20 protein-coding genes and 1 pseudogene are annotated in these 21,643 nt (G+C 34.1%); 8 read left to right on the top strand and 13 right to left on the bottom strand.

What is annotated here, in order from left to right; all coding sequences use genetic code 11:
• Positions 1-274 (top strand): annotated as a pseudogene (locus tag A3EM_RS41890) (hypothetical protein); the annotation flags it as partial.
• Between the two features lie 50 nt (positions 275-324).
• On the opposite strand, the gene A3EM_RS0108540 reads toward A3EM_RS41890, so the two are convergent.
• The 9 genes from A3EM_RS0108540 to A3EM_RS0108580 form a co-directional block, all read right to left on the bottom strand.
• Positions 325-753 carry a hypothetical protein gene (locus A3EM_RS0108540; protein WP_020527775.1) on the bottom strand — a complete coding sequence of 143 codons (429 nt, stop codon included), beginning with the start codon at positions 751-753 and terminating at the stop codon, positions 325-327.
• A 28-nt stretch (positions 754-781) separates the two neighbouring features.
• A complete protein-coding gene (locus A3EM_RS0108545) occupies positions 782-1,705 on the bottom strand; it encodes a hypothetical protein (protein WP_157637790.1) in 924 nt (307 codons plus the stop codon).
• Between the two features lie 81 nt (positions 1,706-1,786).
• Complete coding sequence (locus tag A3EM_RS0108550; protein WP_020527777.1) at positions 1,787-4,900, bottom strand: ATP-binding cassette domain-containing protein; 3,114 nt, start codon at positions 4,898-4,900, stop codon at positions 1,787-1,789.
• 294 nt (positions 4,901-5,194) lie between these two features.
• Positions 5,195-5,557 (bottom strand): DUF1987 domain-containing protein, encoded by a 363-nt coding sequence (locus A3EM_RS0108555; RefSeq protein WP_020527778.1) that lies wholly within the window; start codon positions 5,555-5,557, stop codon positions 5,195-5,197.
• 15 nt (positions 5,558-5,572) lie between these two features.
• Positions 5,573-6,115 carry a SiaB family protein kinase gene (locus A3EM_RS0108560; protein WP_026210183.1) on the bottom strand — a complete coding sequence of 181 codons (543 nt, stop codon included), beginning with the start codon at positions 6,113-6,115 and terminating at the stop codon, positions 5,573-5,575.
• Between the two features lie 103 nt (positions 6,116-6,218).
• Complete coding sequence (locus tag A3EM_RS0108565; RefSeq protein ID WP_020527780.1) at positions 6,219-9,677, bottom strand: PAS domain S-box protein; 3,459 nt, start codon at positions 9,675-9,677, stop codon at positions 6,219-6,221.
• Positions 9,678-9,720: 43 nt separating this feature from the next.
• Positions 9,721-10,542: a GAF domain-containing protein gene (locus A3EM_RS0108570; RefSeq protein ID WP_020527781.1), complete on the bottom strand. Its 822-nt coding sequence runs from the start codon at positions 10,540-10,542 to the stop codon at positions 9,721-9,723.
• 237 nt (positions 10,543-10,779) lie between these two features.
• The gene (locus tag A3EM_RS0108575; protein ID WP_020527782.1) at positions 10,780-11,379 is read right to left on the bottom strand and encodes a chemotaxis protein CheB; all 600 of its coding nucleotides are present in this window, start codon (positions 11,377-11,379) and stop codon (positions 10,780-10,782) included.
• A gap of 61 nt (positions 11,380-11,440) precedes the next feature.
• A complete protein-coding gene (locus A3EM_RS0108580; RefSeq protein WP_020527783.1) occupies positions 11,441-12,268 on the bottom strand; it encodes a CheR family methyltransferase in 828 nt (275 codons plus the stop codon).
• Positions 12,269-12,844: 576 nt separating this feature from the next.
• Here A3EM_RS0108580 and A3EM_RS0108590 point away from each other — a divergent pair.
• From A3EM_RS0108590 to A3EM_RS0108625, 7 genes are all read left to right on the top strand, one after another.
• The gene (locus tag A3EM_RS0108590; RefSeq protein WP_020527785.1) at positions 12,845-14,203 is read left to right on the top strand and encodes a PQQ-dependent sugar dehydrogenase; all 1,359 of its coding nucleotides are present in this window, start codon (positions 12,845-12,847) and stop codon (positions 14,201-14,203) included.
• Between the two features lie 173 nt (positions 14,204-14,376).
• The gene (locus tag A3EM_RS0108595; RefSeq protein WP_020527786.1) at positions 14,377-14,853 is read left to right on the top strand and encodes a c-type cytochrome; all 477 of its coding nucleotides are present in this window, start codon (positions 14,377-14,379) and stop codon (positions 14,851-14,853) included.
• Between the two features lie 80 nt (positions 14,854-14,933).
• On the top strand, positions 14,934-15,722 hold the full coding sequence (locus A3EM_RS0108600) for an SDR family oxidoreductase (RefSeq protein WP_020527787.1): 789 nt from the start codon (positions 14,934-14,936) through the stop codon (positions 15,720-15,722).
• A 132-nt stretch (positions 15,723-15,854) separates the two neighbouring features.
• Positions 15,855-16,388, top strand: a complete 534-nt coding sequence (locus A3EM_RS0108605) for an NUDIX hydrolase (protein ID WP_020527788.1) — start codon at positions 15,855-15,857, stop codon at positions 16,386-16,388.
• 162 nt (positions 16,389-16,550) lie between these two features.
• Positions 16,551-17,111, top strand: a complete 561-nt coding sequence (locus A3EM_RS0108610) for a DUF4251 domain-containing protein (RefSeq protein WP_020527789.1) — start codon at positions 16,551-16,553, stop codon at positions 17,109-17,111.
• Between the two features lie 170 nt (positions 17,112-17,281).
• Entirely contained in the window at positions 17,282-17,737 is a 456-nt protein-coding gene (locus A3EM_RS45650) for a hypothetical protein (RefSeq protein WP_020527791.1), read from the top strand.
• A gap of 12 nt (positions 17,738-17,749) precedes the next feature.
• Complete coding sequence (locus A3EM_RS0108625; protein ID WP_026210184.1) at positions 17,750-18,472, top strand: carbon-nitrogen hydrolase family protein; 723 nt, start codon at positions 17,750-17,752, stop codon at positions 18,470-18,472.
• Positions 18,473-18,476: 4 nt separating this feature from the next.
• Here A3EM_RS0108625 and A3EM_RS0108630 read toward each other — a convergent pair whose 3' ends face one another.
• From A3EM_RS0108630 to A3EM_RS0108645, 4 genes are all read right to left on the bottom strand, one after another.
• Positions 18,477-19,568 (bottom strand): acyloxyacyl hydrolase, encoded by a 1,092-nt coding sequence (locus A3EM_RS0108630; RefSeq protein ID WP_020527793.1) that lies wholly within the window; start codon positions 19,566-19,568, stop codon positions 18,477-18,479.
• 93 nt (positions 19,569-19,661) lie between these two features.
• Positions 19,662-20,639: a pentapeptide repeat-containing protein gene (locus A3EM_RS0108635; RefSeq protein ID WP_020527794.1), complete on the bottom strand. Its 978-nt coding sequence runs from the start codon at positions 20,637-20,639 to the stop codon at positions 19,662-19,664.
• 248 nt (positions 20,640-20,887) lie between these two features.
• The gene (locus A3EM_RS0108640; RefSeq protein ID WP_020527795.1) at positions 20,888-21,301 is read right to left on the bottom strand and encodes an ATP-binding protein; all 414 of its coding nucleotides are present in this window, start codon (positions 21,299-21,301) and stop codon (positions 20,888-20,890) included.
• A complete protein-coding gene (locus A3EM_RS0108645) occupies positions 21,302-21,640 on the bottom strand; it encodes an anti-sigma factor antagonist (RefSeq protein WP_020527796.1) in 339 nt (112 codons plus the stop codon). It abuts the gene before it with no gap.
• Between the last annotated feature and the right edge of the window lie 3 nt (positions 21,641-21,643).

The raw sequence follows: 21,643 nt of genomic DNA on the forward strand, positions 1-21,643 counted from the left end.
AGTGTTTTTCCGTTTTATCAAACAAGAACTCAATGTCAGCCACCTGGTATCACTCAATAAAAATGGTATTGAAGTCATCATTTATATGACCCTAATAGTTGCCATGCTCCTGCTTATTTACAAAAAAGCTAATAATATTGGTTATAAAACTGCTAAAAAAAGGTTTAAAACCGAAATAAGAGAACTTGCTATTGCCATTATGATTTATCTAGCTGGAGGTAACCCGGAACGAATCTTTAAAAATAAAAATGGTCGGAATTTCTTCCGACCATGACTGGGCCATTAGCCCTCTTCAACATTTAAATAAGATAAGTAGTATTCTTGCTATCGTCTGAACGCCAAGACAGCAGCGCCACAATAACTTTTTGAGTTTTGGAATGTAAAACTTAAATAATAAATCCCTGTTGCCCTGCATTTAAAGGTCCAACCTTCCAAAAATTTATTATTGTAAAAGCTAGAAACCATTTTGTTCCTTTTGGAATCGTATAAAGTCCCAATTAAACCCTGAGCACTTCCATCTTTTCCTGATATTCTAATCTGATAATTTGTATCTTTACTAAATACACAGGTATACTCTACCTTTTTCCTTGTACCTCCTCTACCATCAATTCTATAACTTTTTGAAAATTGAAACCCAGATTCCAAAGATTTCATACTTTTATTTACATAAAGCTCTGAATTACATTGTGCAAAGGCCGAATTCAGGAAAAAACTGGTAATCAATACAATCCCTGCAATAATTACTTTTTTCATAAATAATTTCTGTTTTCCGGTTAAAAAGTTACTTGATTATTTTATTCCTAATTGATTTTAATAAACTGGTAATACTATCAATATCCCGGTCAGAAATCTTTATTACACTTTTGGTGTTGTCAACAACCACAAGTACACCGTTTTTCTCAACCATTGTGGGTTGCCCATAAACTGTTTCAATCTCTATTTGATCATAGATGCTTTGAAGCTTTTTCAAATCAGTAATTAATTCACCAAATCCATTTTTTGTTTTATAAACATCAAGAACAAGTAAAATTCTATCAAGTACAATTTTCTGTTCTCCGATCTTTTCTTTTAAGACCTCATTTTTTGTTCTATTGTGAACCAGAGTGGTTAAGTAAACTGCTTCAATCCAGCCACCAGTCAACAACAAAATGCTTAAATATTCCCTTTTTTGTTCCCTGAGGTGATAATTAATTTTTTCAAAATTTGCAGTGGTTGTTCTTAAAAGAGCCTCTAAATCTTCATCTGCGCTTTCTGCCAATTTCTTTAAAGTAGCATAATCAAAGAATTGTCCTATTGTAAGGCCTTCTGCCAGATTTTGAACTGAATTTAGATAATTCAGAGCATCCTGATTTTTGTTGTAAATATTTGAATATCCTAAATCTGTTCCATAAATACCCAGGTTTAAGGCTTTATCAAAATTAGTATTATAATTTGAAACCCTGCCAGGATCATTTAGGTCGGCTTTATTATAAACTGAACCAACTTCTTTAATTAACAATGAAATTTCTAATGGAGATGGAATTGATTGCAAGATATCATTTATAATGTCGTCATCCACCGCAGAGGCTTCTTCTTGTACAGGATCTACAGATCCGGCTAATTGCTGAGGGCTTTCGCTGCTTGATGCATTATTTGCCCCACATCCTACTAATAGTGTTATTGATAGTATGATTGAATACAGGTTTCTCATGATTATTTTTTTCAAAATTAAAGTGAGACTTTAAATAGATTAAAAATTTTTAAAACTATGAAAACAAAGTTTTTGATCAACGATCACTTAGTATTATTATTTTCTTTTAAATCTTCTCGAACTTACATTACTAAATTGCCTAATTAACTTTGACAACCAATCATAATATAAGGAAATGTAGAGCATAAAAGTCATTAACCAAATCACCGCCAAATTGAAAACATAAGTATCAAAATATTTCCCAAAAAATGGTTTTTCTGAGGCTAAAAATTGTGCCCTATAATTTAGTGGATTTTCCGAAAGTTTTGGCATCTGGTATACAGGATCAACAATTTGGATAATTTCTCCATTTTCCACATCAATCCTTTCTTCGGCCGAACTATTCTTCATTAGGCTAGTCAACTGATCATTAGAATACCTATCAATCAGCTCCTTAAGGTTTTCTCCTTCTTTAAGCCTTTGCTGCATAACATAAAGGATAGAATCCTTAGCCTCACCTGCATTTACTAAGTTAAGGCTATAAAATCCTTTTGAATCTTCCAAATGATACCATAATCGGGATGAAACTGATTCATCATAATTTTCAATAGATATATTTTTAAAATCTTCAAGGTTTCCTTCTCCAGCATTTATGGTGTAAGGATCTTTCAAAAACTCCGATTTGAGAATCTGTAGATTAGCTGCAGCTAAAGCTTTTGTAGAATCATTTTTTTGCTCAAGCAAAGAATTAGTCGCTGTAATTAACTCCTGCATTTTTGGAATCCAGTAGGCTGCTTTAAAGTTATTGATGCTTTCTTGCTTTTCGTATTCAAATATCCCACTCTGGTATTTGTTTCCCTTAAATTGCTCCACAGCCAATGCTTCGTAGGACCATCTGGAAGCCATCCCATCAGCAATTAGAGGAACCATTCCTCTTTTACTTATGACATTATTTAATTTATCAAAGTCAAAAATCACCCCACTTAAAACCAATTGAGGAATAATTAATAATGGAATTAGAATATATACTGTAACCGCAGAATTAAATGCAGACGAAATATTTAACCCAAGCACATTGGCATGGCAAGAAACCGTAAATAAAACAAGCCAATACATTATATTTAGCCCCTCAATCTCTAATATCGTATTGCCAATCAAAACGAAACTCAGGGTTTGAATACCTGAAAGGGAAAATAAGATAATCAGTTTGGAAATTAAGTAACTACTTCTACTCAAATTCAAAAACTTCTCTCTTTTAAGAATTTTTCTATCCCTAATAATTTCCTCAGCACTTACTGACAATCCCATAAAAAGGGAAACAATTATACAGATTAGTATATAGGCAGGTATATTATCATTATGCCTATAAATATATTCCATATCATGGCTTCCTTTATATCTAATAATAAGGGCCAATATTAAAGCCAACAATGGAGCTTCAACTAAATTAATAGCCAAATATTGGGTATTACTAATCTTAGACAGAAAATCCCGAATGGCAAAAATCACTGTTTGATTTAGCTTTGTTGGGATCTTTAAAGTTTTGGGAGGTTTTTCTTTTATATCTTCCTTTCTATCCAAAACATGTTCTTCCTGAAAGCATTTGTGCCATTCCATTGGCTGAACCTTTCTCCTGTTTGTAAATTCTCCATATTCATCCACCACACGGGCTTCAATAATATTGAAAATCTGTTCCGGATTAACATTACCGCAGGTATGGCACTGCCCCTGCTCACTGTCAACTTGTCCTGAGGCTTTTTTGAAGTAAACAACTGCCTCTACTGGATTACCATAAAAGATTGGATAGCCACCAGTATCCATCAGAAACATCTTATCAAACATTTTATATATATCTGAAGATGGCTGGTGAATTACGACAAATATTAACTTACCTTTTAAAGACAATTCTTTTAAAAGGTCAATTACGTTTTCAGAATCCCGGGACGATAATCCAGATGTGGGTTCATCTACAAACAAAACAGCTGGTTCTCTAATTAATTCGAGAGCAATGTTTAATCTTTTTCTTTGCCCACCACTTATTTTTTTATTTAATACATTTCCAACCTTTAGATCTTTAATTCTATCCAATCCAAGACTCTCTAAAACTTCCATTACACGCTTGTCCAATTCCTCCTTGGTAGAACCTTTGAAACAAAGCTTCGCGTTGTAAAACAGGTTTTGGTAAACTGTGAGGTCTTCTATCAATAAATCATCCTGGGCTACATACCCTATAATCCCCTCGATCTTATCTTTTTCGGTGTAAATATTAAATCCATTTATCAACACTTCTCCTTTAGAAGGATTTTCTAAACCGGCTAAAGTGTTTAACAATGTAGTTTTACCAGCTCCACTGGCTCCCATTATTCCAATGAGCTTTCCAGTATTTTCTGAAATATTTACATTTCTAAGACCGATATCCCCATTTGGAAATTTAAATTCCAGTCCATAAACATTGAAGGAAATTTTATCGGCCTCTTTGTCACTATTGTATCTTGAAACAAGGTCACTGTAATATAATGGAGCTCCTTTAGGAGTTTTAAATACACTTCCAGGTGAAAACTGTAAAATACTGCCTTTTTTCACTGGCATACTATTGAGATATATTTCATCAATCCCAGTGTATTTCGTGAAATAAAGACCAACACTTTTAACCCTAACAAAAATAATTTCTCCATCAAGAAGTCCTGAATCAATAAATTTAATTTTACTTCCTTCAGGAGGCATCTCATCATCGAAAATCAGGATATCTTCATGATTTAATTTTGATGAGTGCTCTTCAATTACAAAACTTTCAATTAATTTATATTCATCGGTAGGAACATTAAATACAGTGGATACAGTATTTATAATTTCCATCCTCTGAGGAGTAAATGATCTATCTGCTGCTAATAATTCCAGAAGCTTACTTAATACAATAACCTTCTGTTTTTGGTTTAGGGTTTTATTAATTTTCCTACAAATCCCTAGTGTCCTCACAGAATCCTTTACATTGGTCAACCTCTTTTTAGCTCGTTTTTTTCCACCATCCTCATCCTCTGCAGGAACTAATTCCTTTACACCATAATCTGAAAATTTATCGTACAATGCAATATATTCCTTAACAGTATTTGTATCCAATTCCTGCTTAAAATACTTTATTACAAAGTTTCTTTCACCCTCTGTAACCCCTCCATCCTGCTTGGAGATTATGGCAAATAACTGGGTTAGTGCTTTTAGGATTTCTTCACTCATTTATCTGGATTGATAAAATTTTTAAATAAGAAACTATATCTCAAAAATTTTCAATTAAAAAAAACTAATATCTTAACGGAGTTGGCAAAGAATATTGCTGATGATAAGTAAAAAAGTGCAAGTTAAATTTAGGAGAATAAGAATGAGTAAGGCTTTCTTAGGAGGCAAGCTTTTTTCCTGCTTGATAAATTAATTTTGTGCAGGTGTTTACGAAAAGCAAAAAATGTTTGCTTTGTTATAGATTAGAGAAGAATTTCCCATAGCACTTTTTATACTATGGGAAATTATAAAACCTTAGTAAGTTTTAAAATCGAAAGGAACATCAACTAATTCAGAGAATTCTTCTCCTGCTTCTTCCATATCTTCATCATCCTCATGAAAGTACCAAACTACGTTAGCACCTTCTACCTCTTCAAGTTTAGATAAAATATCTAAAATTAATTTGGAAGAAGCGGTATTAAAGTATTCTAATTTAAATAAAAAAGGAGTATTATCATTAGGATTATCCTTGTACTGCTCCAACCAATCCAAAACAGGCTGGAAAAATTCAGCTGAATCCTCCGGTAAGGATCTTCCAGATAATTCAAAAACTTTGTTTTCTTTATCTAAAAGTATTTTTGGAGTATCTTCAGTCCCTTCTAAGTTTAAAATATTCATATTATTAAGCGTTTATTAGATTCTAGGAATAGTGGTTTTTAATGAAAAGAATGAAAGTTCTTGGTTTATTGGCTCAAAGTCAAAAACTAATTTTTTACCTGATTTCCGAGCCATATCTACAAATCCTAATCCAGCCCCTCCTTTCTCTGAAAGAGAACCGTTTCGGATAATTTCTTTATATAAAGATTTAAGACCATCCTTATCAAGTTTATTAATGTTGGTAAGTTTTTCAGACATACTTTCAACATTATTGGAAAGGATAGCATTTCCTGAGGTTATGAAATATTCATCTTCCTGCTTTCCAATCATAAATATGGCATTGTTCTTACCATAAAGCTCCACATCAAAGCTTTCTGAATGCTTACAAATGTTTTGAAGACATTCTACCATAACATTGAAAACTTTTCTTTTAATACCAGATTCTTCGCCAAAAGAATCCATATTTCTTTCTGCCATGGCTAATACTGATTTAGTTATTTCCTGGGTAAACTCACCCTCGTAAACCAATATCAGGTTTTTCTTCAACATGGTCTTGTGTAAATCATAGATATATTTCATAACTCGTTATTTTTCAGCTACCTAACTCTTATGGTTGGATTCTTAATACTATAATTTATAAGAATTAAAATTATTGTTTTATATGTATTGAAATTTGTATTTATCAGAACTTTATTCCTATCATTAATACATCATCCGTCTGTCTTTTACCTTCTTTCCAATCATTAAATTCTTGGATGAATCGGTCTCTAATGTCAGCCATATTTTTATGGTTTCTTTCGGAAATTATTGCCCTGATTCTTTGGTTACCAAATTTTTTATTTAATTCTCCTCCAAATTGATCTGGGAATCCATCTGAGAACATATAATACTCATCCCCTTGTCTTATGTCCATTCTATGGGTGGTAAACTCAGTTCTGGTTTTATATTTTCCTCCTCCAATTGGGAACTTATTTCCTTTAACCTGTACTAATTCGTTATTGGTAAATAAATATAATGGTCTGTTGGCTCCCGCATATTCAATGAAATTATCTTTGTAGTTCACCCTCAAAAGTGCTATATCCATACCATCTCTTGTAGTTGCATCCTCATCATCCTGTCTCAATGTTCTGGTAACACCAGCATTCAGACGATCCAAAACCACTCCGGCAGAAAGATTCTTCCTCCCATTAATTATATCATTCAGAATAAAATAACCAATCAGAGATATTAATGCTCCTGGAACTCCGTGTCCAGTACAATCAGCTGCTGCTATATAGATATCATCTCCTTTTTGAATAAACCATGGAAAATCCCCACTTACAACATCTCTTGGTTGATAAAAAATAAATGAATCCTCAAATACCTGCTTTATGATTCTGTCGTCAGGTAAAATTGCAGTTTGAATTCTTTTAGCATAATTAATACTCTCCGTAATTTTCTTATTATTTGCTCTAATCTCAACTTCCGTTTTCTTCCTTTCTGTGATATCGTGAGATACAAATAATACTGACTCTACCTTATTATTTTCTCCAAATTCAGGAATTGCATTTACCTGCATCACTCGCTCTTCTCCGTCAAGAATTGGGAAATTCATCTCTATAGAAACTTTTTCCTTTTTCTCAAGAACCTCTTCAAAAATTTCTTTCCAGGACGCTTTTATTCCCCCATCAATTTCAATTTCCTCAAGCGATTTGGATAGATAATACTCTGGTTTTTGTTTTGTGAGGGTAGAAATTACAGGATTAATGTAAAAGAAAATTCCCTTGTTATTTAACCTCTTTATCAAATCTAGTGAATTTTCAGAAAGTGCCTGCATCTGGCTTCTCATTCGTTCCTCTTTCTCGGCCCTTCTTCTTTCCGTAATATCCCTAGAATTAATTACAATTCCCTCAATTGCAGAATCATTAAGTAGGTTATTTCCTGTAGCCTCCAACCAAACAGTTTCGCCATCACTCTGTTTATATTCATACTGAACTGTTATACTTCTATCAGGATACTTTAATAGTTTTTCGAACATACCTTCAAATGTTTTCACACTATTAGGATGAACATTTTCTATATCTTTAAAGCCTATTAAATCCTCTGCATAGTAACCTAAAATTGGTTCAACTGAAGGGCTAACATATCTTACTACTCCATCTTTTTCATAAATTGTTATTACCTCAGAAGCATTTTCAAGTAATACTTGTAGCCTTTTTTGACTTCGGTTTACTTCTAATATTTGATCTTCTAATCTGTGATTAGTCCTTTTTAGTTCTTCCTGAGTAGCTTCCATTTCTTCAGCATTCTGTCTAAGAATTTCTTGCTGAAGTTGTAATTCCTCACTCATTTTCTGAGATTCCTGAAGTAGGTTTACAGTCTTCTCATTTACCTTAATGTTGAAAATCGTTCTGGCGATAATTACACTAATTTCTTCTACGAAAGATATTTGGGTCTTATTGAATTTATCGAATCCGGCAAATTCCATTATTCCATATATCTTTTCATCTGTGATCAATGGAACCAATAATAAGCAACTAGGTCTTTGGTCCCCAAGTAGCCCAGATGAAATGGTTACATAGTCATGGGGAATTTCAGTTCTTAAAATCACCTCTTGTTCTGCTGCACATTGCCCCACTAATCCCTCTGCAAATTTAAAGCTCGCTTTAAGGTATTTCTTTTTACCATAGGCATAACTCGACTTTATTTCAAATAAAGGATTATTGGAATCTTCATCATTTAAGGTATAAAATGCTCCTTGGATAGCTCCAATTTTTTCAACCATATAACCCGTAATCTCATCACCAAGATCTTCAAGGTTATTATGTAATCTTAATAATTGACTTATTTCGGCAATACCCCCTACAATCCAATTTCTTTCTTTATCCTTTTTTTCAGACTCCCTGATACTTTCACTCATCGTTACAAGAGCATTTCCTAAAAGGTCATCCTCGCTCATTGGAGTAAAGTCTGCATCATAATTACCTTCTCCAATTTGATGGGCAAAATCAGCGGTATTTTTCAATGACGATACTAAATCCTGGACTGCAAAAGCCATTTCTCCAATTTCATCATTAGAGGATTTAGTAGATCCTTCTGGAAGTATACCCTTTGAGACTAACTTTAATTTATTTTTTAGAGATAAAACCGGATTTGTTAGAAATTTAGAGAAAATTAAAGAAATAAAAATAGAGAAGATTAAAATTATCCCACCAGACCTTAAAAAAGTCCATATTAAGGATTCCTGCACACTATTTATCTCTTCTTCATCCATTTTTACAATCATACCCCATTTGGTATTAGGAATGAAGGACCAACATGCTAAAGTTTTATCATCATTATAATCAATATCCCAAATAAAATCAGTTGAATCATTCATTACCGCTTTAGTTGCAGCCATAGAATAATCGTTATTCTGAGGATCAACTACAGTAGTCATTAGTCCCACATCCGACTTTCGCAGTGGACTAATAAACCTAACCATGGAACCAGATACTTTACAAAGCAAAATTTCACCTGATTCACCCAAACCTGAATAATCTTGAAGGATAGGAAATATTTTTTCACTTACATTTACCTCAATAATTGCATATCCTGTAGATTCGTTGAATTCATTTTGTAACTCAGAAGCTACATATAAACAAACCTTTTCATCCAGCCCAATAAAAGGATCGCTATAGTAAATATGTCTTGCTTCAGATTTTACTTCGTTGAAGTTTCTATAAACTTGCCCTACAAAAACATCATTGGATGCCTTGTTATATTGATTCGTTACAACTCCATCATTGTCTGTAATTATTATATTTTTATACCCGTAGTTTTCATAAATAGGCTGAAGGTTAGAAAGAGAATTATCAGAAAAAGATTCAGCATTCGGCTGAATAGAATCAATGGCTACCTCAATAGGCTCATCCTCCAAATGGGATTCATTTCCAAAATTGAATTTCTTAATGATGCCAAGATTAGCTTCTAATTGATTGAATAATCCACTTATTTCAGCACTTTTAGAAGAATTGATTACACTTAATGTCTCCCTATATCTACTCTGGATCGACTCCTGACTCTGGATGTAGGAAAGGTAACTAATGGCGAGAATTGAGATGATTACCACTGAAAGTAACAGTAGGGTAATCTTGGTGCCTATTTTTATTTTTTTAAACATTTCTGAATAAAGTTTCCCTGCGAGATTGTCAAAATTTTTGATATTAATTATCCACCTCTACTTCAGATAATTCTTCCTCCTCTAAAAAAAGCTCAATGGCCTGCTTTAAAAAATCTATATCACCATTCTTAAATTCAGAAAATGATGCGATTTCTAACACTCCTTTAACGTGTTCTTTTAATTTTATTGGAAGAATTGCCAAATTATTTGGGGTGGCATTTCCTAAACCAGAAATGATAGAGATATAGCCATCTGGCACCGAATCTAATACGATATCTTTCCCGCTTCCAGCTACCTGACCTGCTATTCCCTCTCCATATTCATACCTAAGTTTTTTACTTTCAGGAACTTGGTAAGCATAACCTGCTTCCAACTCAATATATCTAATTCCGTCTTCTTCAGTACTTAGATATAATGCTCCCATACTAGCATCAAGTTCCTTACATATTTCTGATAATGCTCCCTTATAATTAAGTCTTTCTTCCGAACTGTGAAGTATAGATTTAAACCTATGTAGCCTTTCAGTAAAAACAGAACCCTGATCCTGGCCAATGGTTGAATCAAAATCTTCATCCTTCCTTTCTTTCTCCACATAGATTATATTCTCCTTAGCATTATGGAATGCTTTTAAGGAAAAAGAAAAAAGTAATAATAATACGAGAAAAAGATTAGCTCCCAGCAAAAGATAAACAGGCATTGAAGCTTCTTTGGCAATATTGATTTTTGAAATTTCAATAATCCCTATCGATTTTAAGATTCTTTCCGGGTTTCCCATTAGTTCCACCACCGAAAATCCCGATACTACTACAAATAATACAATTAGGGAGATGAGGAAAGCATTAATATTCTTATTGATAAATTTCATAACTGTAAGTTTTACGAAAGAAGAATGTCGCTACTTTTTAGCCTTGCATAATTTTTTATAATTTCGATAACCGTTAATGCATGACTAATTTGCAATGCATATCAATACATTAAATAGCCCAGCTAATTCTGAAATATTGTTTAAGTTAATTATTTGAAAGTGATCGTATAGTTCAGGGGGTATTAACCTGAATTCAAAAGAGTACCCTTTTTATACTTAAGAAATCAATTTTTATTATTAACCAGACCTAAGCATTTGGTCTAATTCTAACAAAAACTCAATTATTTGATCTGTTTTTAGCACATGGTCAATCTCCGTTACTGATAATGCAGAATTAGGCATAGTACTAATCATACTTTCCTCAGGATCTTGAATAATGGTCAGACCTCCCCTATCCTTAATCTTCTGCATGCCAAGCGCTCCATCCTTATTTGCACCTGACATTAATATTCCAATTAGTTTATCTCTGTAGGCATAAGCCGCAGACTCTAAGGTAATATCGATTGCAGGCCTCGAATTATTTATTAATCCTTCTGTTGAGAGGGACATGGTATTTCCCAATTCAATGGACAAATGATAATTTGCAGGAGCTAGATAAACCAACTCTCTTTTGATTGATTCCTTATCAAACGGCTCATGAATTGATTTTAAGCTTTTTATAGACAAAGCCTCCACAAATCCATGACGAACATGCTTCAAACGATGCAAGCATAAAAATATTGGCAGTGGAAAATCCTTAGGAATAACCGATAATATCTTCGTAATCGGCTGAAAACTTCCTGCTGATCCTCCTATTGCAATTGCCTTATATTTTGTACTTAATTTGAATCTCGTCATTGCGATACCAACCCGGCTTTTGATTTAAATGTTTTTAGATTTTTTGTGTGATATTTTTCCTTTAGTCTTTTATTTTTTTATAAATCTTTTCTTCATTATTTACTACAATAAATTTATTGGCAATATCACACCAAATTAAAGACTCTTTGGACCCAATAGCCAGGTATCCGTATCGGAAAAGGCTCTCATGCAATTTATATAACACATCGTTTTGCAAAGTCTGATTAAAGTAAATCATTACATTTCTGCACAAAATCAAATCGAACTTTGAAAATACTACCCCCTTTACCAAATCATGTTTTCTGAATGATACCTGCCGCATTAAATTAGGATCAAAAACAGCTTTACCATTTTGTTCCTGAAAATATTTGTCTATGGTATATTTCCCTTCAAACCTTTCATAATTCGAAGAATTTAATTCCATATTCTTAAGGCTCACAGTCCCTTTTTTTGCCCTGTCAATTATGGCAGTGTCAATATCAGTTGCAATTATGTTTGAACGATCTAATACTCCCATTTCCTCTAGTAAAATTGTCATGGAAAGTACTTCCTCGCCTGATGAACATCCTGCATGCCATACATTAAGCTTATTGTGATTCAGCAGAATATTTGGAATGATTTGTTCTTTGAGTACCGACCAAAAAGACGGATCTCTAAACATCTCTGTAACATTTACAGTGATTTCGGAAACAAACTCCTCAAAAAAAGATGGTGTAGATTCTAATTTATCGATCAAAGAATCTATTGTTTTAAATTTGTACAATTCTACGATGCGTTTAATCCTACGCTTAAATGAAGACATAGCATAGTTCTTAAAGTCATAATCGTATTTATCTTTGATTAACTCTGTGAGTTTCCTAAGTTCCGCAATTTCTATTTCCTGCTGCATATTTTCATTAATTTAAAGACATTCCTCTTATTCCGGAAATCTGCCTTTTTTAATTGCAAAGTGGTCTTTTTTTCAGGTAATCCCTTTGCCTTTAATAAAAGTTAATGTAACTACGAACAAATGTCTCAATTGGTATTTTCCAATCTCTCTTTTTCGCCTTGTGTTTGAAGTAAGATAACTCCCTTTTGGGAAAGAAACCTAAATAAAAAATACACCTGTAAAAGAAGTCGATTCAGTTTAAAAAATTATTAATTCAATTTATAGAAAAAATCCAAAACCAATAGTTTCAGGCTAATATAATCATATTCTTCCGGTCCATTCTGATTTTACAATTTAATTTTTTCCCTATATATAAATGTCTGGATATATCCATTTCCAAGGATTATCAAAGTCTAAAAGGAAGGCCTAACAATTTCAATTTCATTTACCCTTCTTTTCAGATACTGAATTAAAGAAAAAAAAGCGAATTTTAATTTTATCTTAAAAACATTGAACAACTTCAATGAATAATAATTACTATTTTACTTAAATCTCCTTAAATTCAAACATTAAAAAAATCCTAATATCTCACTCAAAATGGAACGCTCATTTAAAAATCATCTCAAAAGCTCTTTCGCTGTTTCAATTGCCATTACCATATTTGCTATTAGCTTATTTTCCTGTGACAGTAGCAGTTCAAAACAAGAAAATGTAAACGTTAAGGCTGATCATGCATTTCCGGCCGCTGATGCAGATAATGGAGGACTAACCCTCCCTGAAAACTTTGGGGCAATTGCCGTAACTGATTCAATTGGCCGGGCCAGGCATATCGCTATCAATAATCAAGGTGATATTTTTGTAAAAATGAGAACATTGGCTGATGAAAAGGGTGTGCTTTATTTAAAAGATTCTTCCGGGAATGGGAAATTAGATTTAATTTCAGGCTTCGGAGATTTTGGGGGAACAGGTATTGCCATTTATAAAGATTTCTTATACTGCTCATCCGATTCTGCAGTATACAGATATAAAATGGAAAATGGAATTGTAAAACCAAACACACTACCAGATACCATTGTTACTGGTTTCATTGTTCAAAGAACCCATGCCTCCAAGCCCATTGCATTCGATGGGAACGGAAATATGTATGTAACTATTGGTGCACCATCCAATGCATGCCAGGAATCTCCCAGAACACCTGGTTCAAAAGGTCATGACCCTTGTTCTCAATTGGACTTTCAGGCCGGTATCTGGCAATTTAAAGCTGAAAAATTTAATCAGACTTTAAAAGATGACGGGCACAGATACGCAACAGGGATAAGGAATGCTGTAGCCATCGATTGGAACTTTAAAGATAACGCGCTCTATGCCTTACAACACGGTAGAGATCAACTCAGTCATTTATTCCCAGAATACTATACTCAGGAGCAAAGTGCCGAACTTCCTGCAGAAGAGTTCCTAAAAATTGCCGATGGAGATGATTTTGGCTGGCCATATTGTTATTACGATCAATTTCAGGAGAAAAAAATACTTGCTCCTGAATATGGCGGAGATGGACAAAAGATAGAAAGATGTGAAGGGATTACTCCTCCAATTTTAGCCTTCCCCGGTCATTGGGCCCCAAACGACCTTCTTTTTTATACAGGTGATCAATTCCCTGAAAAATATAAAAATGGTGCCTTTATCGCATTTCATGGTTCATGGAACAGGGCTCCTTTTCCTCAACAGGGATATTTCGTTGCATTTGTCCCTTTCAAAGATGGCAAGCCTGAAAAAGAATGGGAAAGATTTGCTGAGGGCTTTACTCAGGTAGATTCTGTAATGTCTACCAACGATGCCAAATTCAGGCCTGTAGGCCTTGCAGAAGGCCCGGATGGATCCTTATTTATCTCTGATTCTGCTAAAGGAAAAATTTGGAGAGTGATTTATTACGGAAATAAACTGGCATTGAAGGATTAAAAAGTTGAATAATTATTAATTCAACTCCCTTTCAATTTGTTTATCAAAGATTTATATTTTTTTTTGCCAAACTATTGTGTAGGATAGAGGTTGATATTTTATGTTTTCAAATACTCAGCCTTTAGTTACTCAAGCTATATTTATTTTATTTTAATCTATTATTTACTACAGAAATGAGAAAAGGATTATTTGTTCTGATTGCAGGTATAATAATTTCGGCCTGGTCATGCCAGGGGAAAAAGGAAGAAACTGCCCAAAAAGAAGCACCTGTTGTTAAAGAAGAACCAAAACCTGCGGCTCCAACCGCTGAGGATGTAATTGCAGCCGGGGAAAAAGTATATAATACCTATTGCATGGTTTGCCACCAAAAAGATGGAAACGGAGTAGCTGGGATGAACCCTCCACTCACCCAGACTAAATACGTTCTTGGAGATAAAACTGAATTAATCACGATTGTTTTAGGCGGGCTAAGCGGTGATATTGAAGTAAAAGGCGAGATGTATTCTAATGTAATGCCTCCTCACAACTTCCTGAATGACAAACAGGTATCTGATGTACTTACCTTTGTAAGGTCAAGTTTTGGAAATGATGCTGATGCAGTTTCTAAAGAAGAAGTTGCCACAGTAAGAGCAGCTCTTGAAGCCAAATAATTAATTACTCAAATTTTTCAAACCTGAAGGAAAGAGAAGTTTTCCTTCAGGTTTAATTTTTTAGTCTAACAACTATTAAAATGGATACTAACCTAACCGGCAAAAATGCATTAGTTTGCGGCAGTACTCAAGGTATTGGGAAAGCTGTAGCAATTTCATTGGCTTCCCTTGGAGCGAATGTAACTTTAATGGCAAGAAATGAAATTGCCTTAAAGGAAGTTATTCTGGAACTTGATAGCTCAAAAGGTCAGCAACATAGCTTTTTAGTAGCTGATTTTTTTAAGGCTAATGAAGTTAAAGATGTTATTCAGGAGTTCTCCCAATCCCAGTCAGCATTTCATATTCTGGTAAATAATACTGGAGGCCCCGCCCCGGGAAGTGCTTATGATGCCAATACTGAGGATTTTTTAAAAGCATTTTCAGCACATTTAGTTTGTAACCAGCATCTGACGCAAGTCCTAGTACCATTAATGAAAAAAGGAAATTACGGTCGAATTATTAATATCATTTCCACTTCTGTGAAAGTTCCTATAGTTGGTTTGGGTGTTTCTAATACCACAAGAGGAGCTGTAGCAAGCTGGGCAAAAACTCTCGCCACAGAATTAGGGCAATTTGGCATAACAGTTAATAATGTACTCCCTGGTCTTACCAAAACCGGAAGACTGGATAATTTGATAAAAAACAGGGCAGAAAAAGCTGGAAAACCTGTAGAAGAGTACGAAGTTTTTATGCAGGAAAGCCTCCCTGCGAAAAGGTTTGCCCAACCAGAAGAAGTAGCTAATGCTGTGGCATTTTTAGCTTCTCCTGCAGCCGCTTACATTAATGGAATAAATCTTCCTGTGGATGGAGGCAGCACCCCTTGTCTGTAATTCTGGAATTATTTTTCAATTTTTGCTCTTTTTATAGCAAAGAATAAAAACATTTCTAATCACTTATCTTTGTGGCTGGGATAATTATTAGATTTAATAATAAATTATTCACCCTATCAAAACTCGTAAAACTTGAAATTTTGTAGCAATTGTGGAAGCGATCAAATTGTTTTTATTATTCCTGAAGGAGATAATAACAGACGGTTTGTTTGCAACAATTGTGATACAATATTTTATCAAAATCCAAAAATAGTTGTGGGTTGTATTCCTCTCTATCAGGATAAAATTCTGCTTTGCCGAAGATCAATTGAACCCCGCTTTGGTTTCTGGAATTTACCAGGCGGCTATATGGAAAATGGTGAAACTGTAGAAGAAGGTGCCAAACGGGAAACCCAGGAAGAAGCAAATGTGGATATTACCATTCGACACCTGCATTCAGTATTTAATCTCCCAACTGTAAACCAGGTCTTCCTGCACTTCATTGCGACCATAAATAAAATAGACCTTTCTCCCACTTCTGAAAGTTCTGAACTCAGGCTTTTTAATTATGATGAAATTCCATGGGAAGAATTAGCCTTTCATTCCAATAAATTTGCATTGGAAACTTTTTTCTTGAATAAAGAAAGAAATGAGTCCAAAGTACACATCGGCAGTTTTTGGAAATAACCTCAATAGACCAATTTAAATAAAGGATATTTCTGGAAAAATTCCCCTCTATTCCTCTTTTCTGCCAGTTCACTTCTTATAAAATGAAGTGAGTATCCTTCCAGGTTATCATTGTATTGTGAATTTATTCAAAGTACAAAAAAAACTAAAAACACATTAACAATGAAAAAGCTATTAATTTTTGCAATTTTATTATTCCAGGTGGGAATATTTGCAAATGCTCAAACGGATGAAAATCAAAAAAAATTATCCAGAAAGGAACGCAAGGAGCTAAAGAAAAAAGAGGCAATTGAAAATAAAGCCAGGTTACTTGAAATAGTAAACAATAAGGCCTTTGTACTGGAAACACATACCGTTTTTGACAGATATGGGATGAGTTATAACATGAACCCTACTACCAATTTTGTGGGATTGAAGGATGAAACCTCCACTGTACAACTGGGATTTGATCATCTGGTAGGATGGAATGGAGTTGGAGGAATTACCCTTGATGGAAGAGTAACAAAATTTGAAGTGGATGAAGGCAAAGATGGCCAGCCAATTACGGTAAAATTCAGAGTAATGGGAGCTGCAATGGGCCCAGCCAGTATCATCATTACCATTCAGTCGGATGGAAATGCCAGAGCTTATATTTCAGGTGATTTTGGAGAAAGGATTTCATTTCAGGGAAGATTCGTAAGCACAGAAGAATCAATCGTTTACAAAGGCACACCATTATATTAATTCTTATAAAATACCGAGAAGGGGGCCTCAATTTTATTTTTGAGTCCCTCTTTTTTTATGATGCTGATTTTATTTTCATATTTGAAAGTCTCCATTTAATATTGGAGGTGTCGATTCCAGTAGATTTTTTTTAAATTCATGGCAACCTATAATGAAACTACCCAAAATAGATGAAAAATATAATCTTCCTCTTTATTTTCCTGCTCTATTTTAATTGTAATGCTCAGGACCCTGAGGAAAAAGTAATCATTAAAAAAGTGGATCAGTTTTTTGAAGCGTTGGAAAAACAGGATACAGTTTTATTTAAGAGTCTCTTTGCTACTAACGTGCAAATCTGGTCCGTCATAAAGAGACAGGATTCTGTGAAGTATTCTATGCGGTACTTTCAGGAAGACATTGGACGATTTAATCCCAATCAAATCATTCAGGAGAAACCATTGGATTATGACATAAAAATTCACCACGAAATTGCCACAGCCTGGATTCCATATACACTCAGTGTAAATGATAAATTTTCCCATTGCGGTATTGATGTATTTACTTTTTTTAAAACCAGCCAGGGATGGAAAATTATTAATTTATCCTACACTGTTGAACCCAATGGCTGCGAAGAAATCCAAAAATAAAAAACTTACCCGATGAAAATTTGTGTGGCACAAATGCATCCTGAAAAAGGAGATATTTCAAAAAATATTGATAAACATATTTCTTTTCTTCAAAAGATATTAGCCTTTAAACCTGGTGCTATTTTTTTCCCTGAGCTATCACTTACGGGATATGAACCAAAACTTGCCAAAAGTCTGGCAACTACCCTGCATGATGAAAAGCTTGATATTTTCCAACAAATAAGCGATTCAAATAAAATATCAATCGGATTGGGATTACCATTAATTTCAAAAGATGGAATTCTTATCAGTATGATCGTTTTTCAACCTGAAATACCCAGAAAATCTTATGCAAAACAAATGTTGCATGAAGATGAATGGCCTTGGTTTATACCAGGGAAAGAACAAGTACTTATTTCCATTTACAATCAGAAAATAGCACCAGCCATTTGCTATGAAAGTTTGCAACAGGAACATGCGGAAAAAGCTCATAAACTCGGGGCAAATGTTTATCTGGCGAGTGTAGCGAAATCAAAAAAAGGTGTGGAAAAAGCCAAAATCCATTTCTCCAAAATTTCCCAAAAGTATGAAATACCTGTATTGATGGCCAATTGTACAGGCTTTTGCGATAATTTTGAAAGTACTGGAAATTCTGCTATATGGAATAAAGAGGGCAAATTAATCGCACAACTTAGCGAAAAAGATGAAGGTATACTCCTTTTTGATACTTATACTGAAAAAACAACCGCTATTTGATCTTTCACCATCTTGCTCCTACCCTCACATCCATAAAATCAGCTACATGACCATGGGCTTTTAAAGAAACTCCCACATTAAACCATTTCCCCCACCGATAATAAACAGCATACCGTTGAAAAAAAGATTTATCATTAAATTCATAGGGTTTATAAGCATAAAAACCTATTTGCTGGGTGAAAGAAAACCGTCCAAAAATAAGGGCATGTCCCAGCATTAAGGAAAAAAGAAAGGGTTTAAATGCTCCTGTGTTTCTTTCAGAAAGTTCTCCCTGGGCTCCATTATAGTAAAACTCAAATCCTCCGGAAATCCCATTTACATTACTAACAGCTCGCATCACTCCACCTTCTAGCCCAATATTCAGATGAGCTGTTTCCTTATTTATTGAATCCTTTTCAAGAGTCCTTCTGGATCCACCCATAATAAGATAACGCTGCCAGGGTTTTGAAAGCAACCCTGACTTAGGGGAATATTCAGGGAATTGTAAATCGTTGAGATTTTTTTCTAATCCTACAGATATGGTAGGAAAATTCATGCCTTTATTAGGCTGCCGGGCTCCTCCATTACTGATATGATTGTAATTGACACCTATCTGAGCGGTGAAAGATGGAGTTATTTTAAAATTGAATCCCAAATTTGCTAATAGAATAAAACTTATTGGAGAACTGTAAAACAGATTATTTGGGTTAGAAATTTCATCATAAACCTGGTTGAGATAGGAAATTCCCATGCCTCCTCTTATCGTCATGAAAAACCTGGACTTAAACCCTAAATAAGGTTCTCCAAACAACATTAAGTTATAGGAACTGCCCAATTCCTGCGGATTCTGGTAGTTAAAATAATAAAACCCCAAACCCATTTTTGAAAAGCAATTGCAATTTTCCCAGGCATTTTCTCCAGTTAAAATAAGGCCTGTTTCTATTTGAAAACCCCATGGATTACTTTTGGAGACTTCTTTTAATGACTGGTCATGAGGAATTATAAACCCAACATGCCCACCAGATCCTACAAACCAGTTTTTCTCCTGGGAAAAACAACTAAAAGCTGAGCAAACCAAACACACCATTGAAGTGATAAACCAGCCAGGGTTTTTCATTTTAGGAACACAAATAGTAGTTTATAACATTTTCTTGATGGCATTATAGCCTTTTTTAAATAAACAAACTACAAGGTAAATGTTTTAATTCATTCAATAATCCATCCCGGATTCCCGGCTTAGAAACTGTATGTATTGATTTTTCAAGGCATTTAAACTTTCCTTTCGGTTACGCTTTTCTTCTAATTTTAAAAATTTTTCGTATATCTTTTTCCTTTCCATAAAATCCATGAAATTTTGAGAAGGAAACCAAATCTCAAAAAGCCGAAAATCCATCCACAAATCTTCAGGGCTTATATTTTCCAAGTAAACCAGACACTTTCCATTTGGGTTGGGAAAGCAGGAATCAAAATCTATGGGCAGTAATAACTTACAATTTTTGATTTCCAAAGTATCAGGTAAAAATGCTCCGGTAAACCTTAAAACATGGTCGCTGCTTATCTCCTCCAGAATAAAATGTGAACCTAACCTGGCATCATTAAACCTTACTTCTTTAGCAAATTTCACCTTTTTTAAAACCAGGGAATCATCTACACTAATTTCCTCAAAACCTGTTTCACCCCGGAAATTACTATTCTGGCAATTGACACTTTGAAAATGAGAACCCATAAAAAAAGCATCGTGGCTAAAATCTACATCCGAAAGATTAACCTCATCAGAAAAACCGGACATCCAAAAAAGGGCATTGCCATAAAAATGGCTTCCACTGAAATCTACTGGCGCTTTTGCCTTCACAAAACAAAAATTGGCTCCTAACCGAAACTCACATCCTTTAAAATCAACTTTACTTTTAAAGTCGGTTTTTTTAAAAATACATGGCGCATGGAAAGTAGCCTGTGAAAAATTTGCAGAGCAAAATATTTGGGAAGAAAAAAAATCTACCTCCTGATTAAAAACACTACTATCACAATTAAGTAATCCTACGGGCTTATATTTATAGTTTACCGGGTTGGGGAAAATCATTCCCCTGGTATTTAATTTAAATTGCTGTGCGTTCAGGTTTTGAAGGGAGAAAAGCAAAATACATAAAGCCCAAAAGGATCTGCCATAAGTATTAATAAAGTATTTCATGTGTGATTAAGAAAAGTTTCAAATCCCTCCATGAAGTTTCTTCCCAGCCTTTTTAAAGTTAAGAATATTTTTTGAATGAGACCGCTTCAGGTTTTAATTTATTTCCGAGAAGTAATTTTGATTTTTTTAAAATAATAGTACTTCTATTCTATTCAAAAGCCACCATTAAATTCATTTTAGTTAATCACCAAACAAAAAAGGCTTCGGAATATCAATTCCAAAGCCTTCTTCTAATCTTTATTTTCTTTCTACCTGGCTAATGATTTATACAGCCGGCAAACATTTAGACCTTCATTTTTTTCAATTTGAATTCTATCCATTATCTTTTTCACCAGGATCAAACCAATTCCCCCGTTCTTCTTATTTTTGATTACTTTTTCCATAGTAGGAACAGAATAATCGGTGATATTAAAAATTTCTCCCTGGTCAATTATTTCGAAAACCAAATTTTCACTTTCTGAAGTAATCCTGATTTCGAGTTCATCTGCTGAATTGCAGGAATGAGAATGAATAATCAGGTTGGAACACACTTCGTCAATTGCCACAATAATCAAATTCATTTCCTTGTCAGGTATTTCATGCTCTCCTAATACAGAGTTTACAAAATCCCTGATGGTCTTTAAATTTGATTTGCTACAACTAACCCTTATCTTTTGTGTCATTTAAATCAATGGTTTTGCTTCATCCTTGGTAGTTACGATAGGCAGTAATTTATCTAATCCTAAAATTTTAAACACATTAAAAACTTTATCGTTCATCCCAAAAAGTGCCATGGATAGCGTTCCTTCTTCATGATCTTCAATTCTGGAAGTAAAAACACCAATTCCCGGAGAAGAAATATAGCTTAATTCTAAGCAATCGAACAAAATTTTACTTCCCCCCTGGTCGATCACATCCTGTATGGCATCATCCAATTGTACGGAAGAACTAGCTTCTAGTTCGCCTTTTATTTTAATGATGTAAAAATCACCCTCTTTTTGTGTTTTTAACTCCATCTGCATTAA

Origin of the sequence: Flexithrix dorotheae DSM 6795, assembly GCF_000379765.1 — a bacterium.
Taxonomy (GTDB): Bacteria; Bacteroidota; Bacteroidia; order Cytophagales; family Flammeovirgaceae; genus Flexithrix; species Flexithrix dorotheae.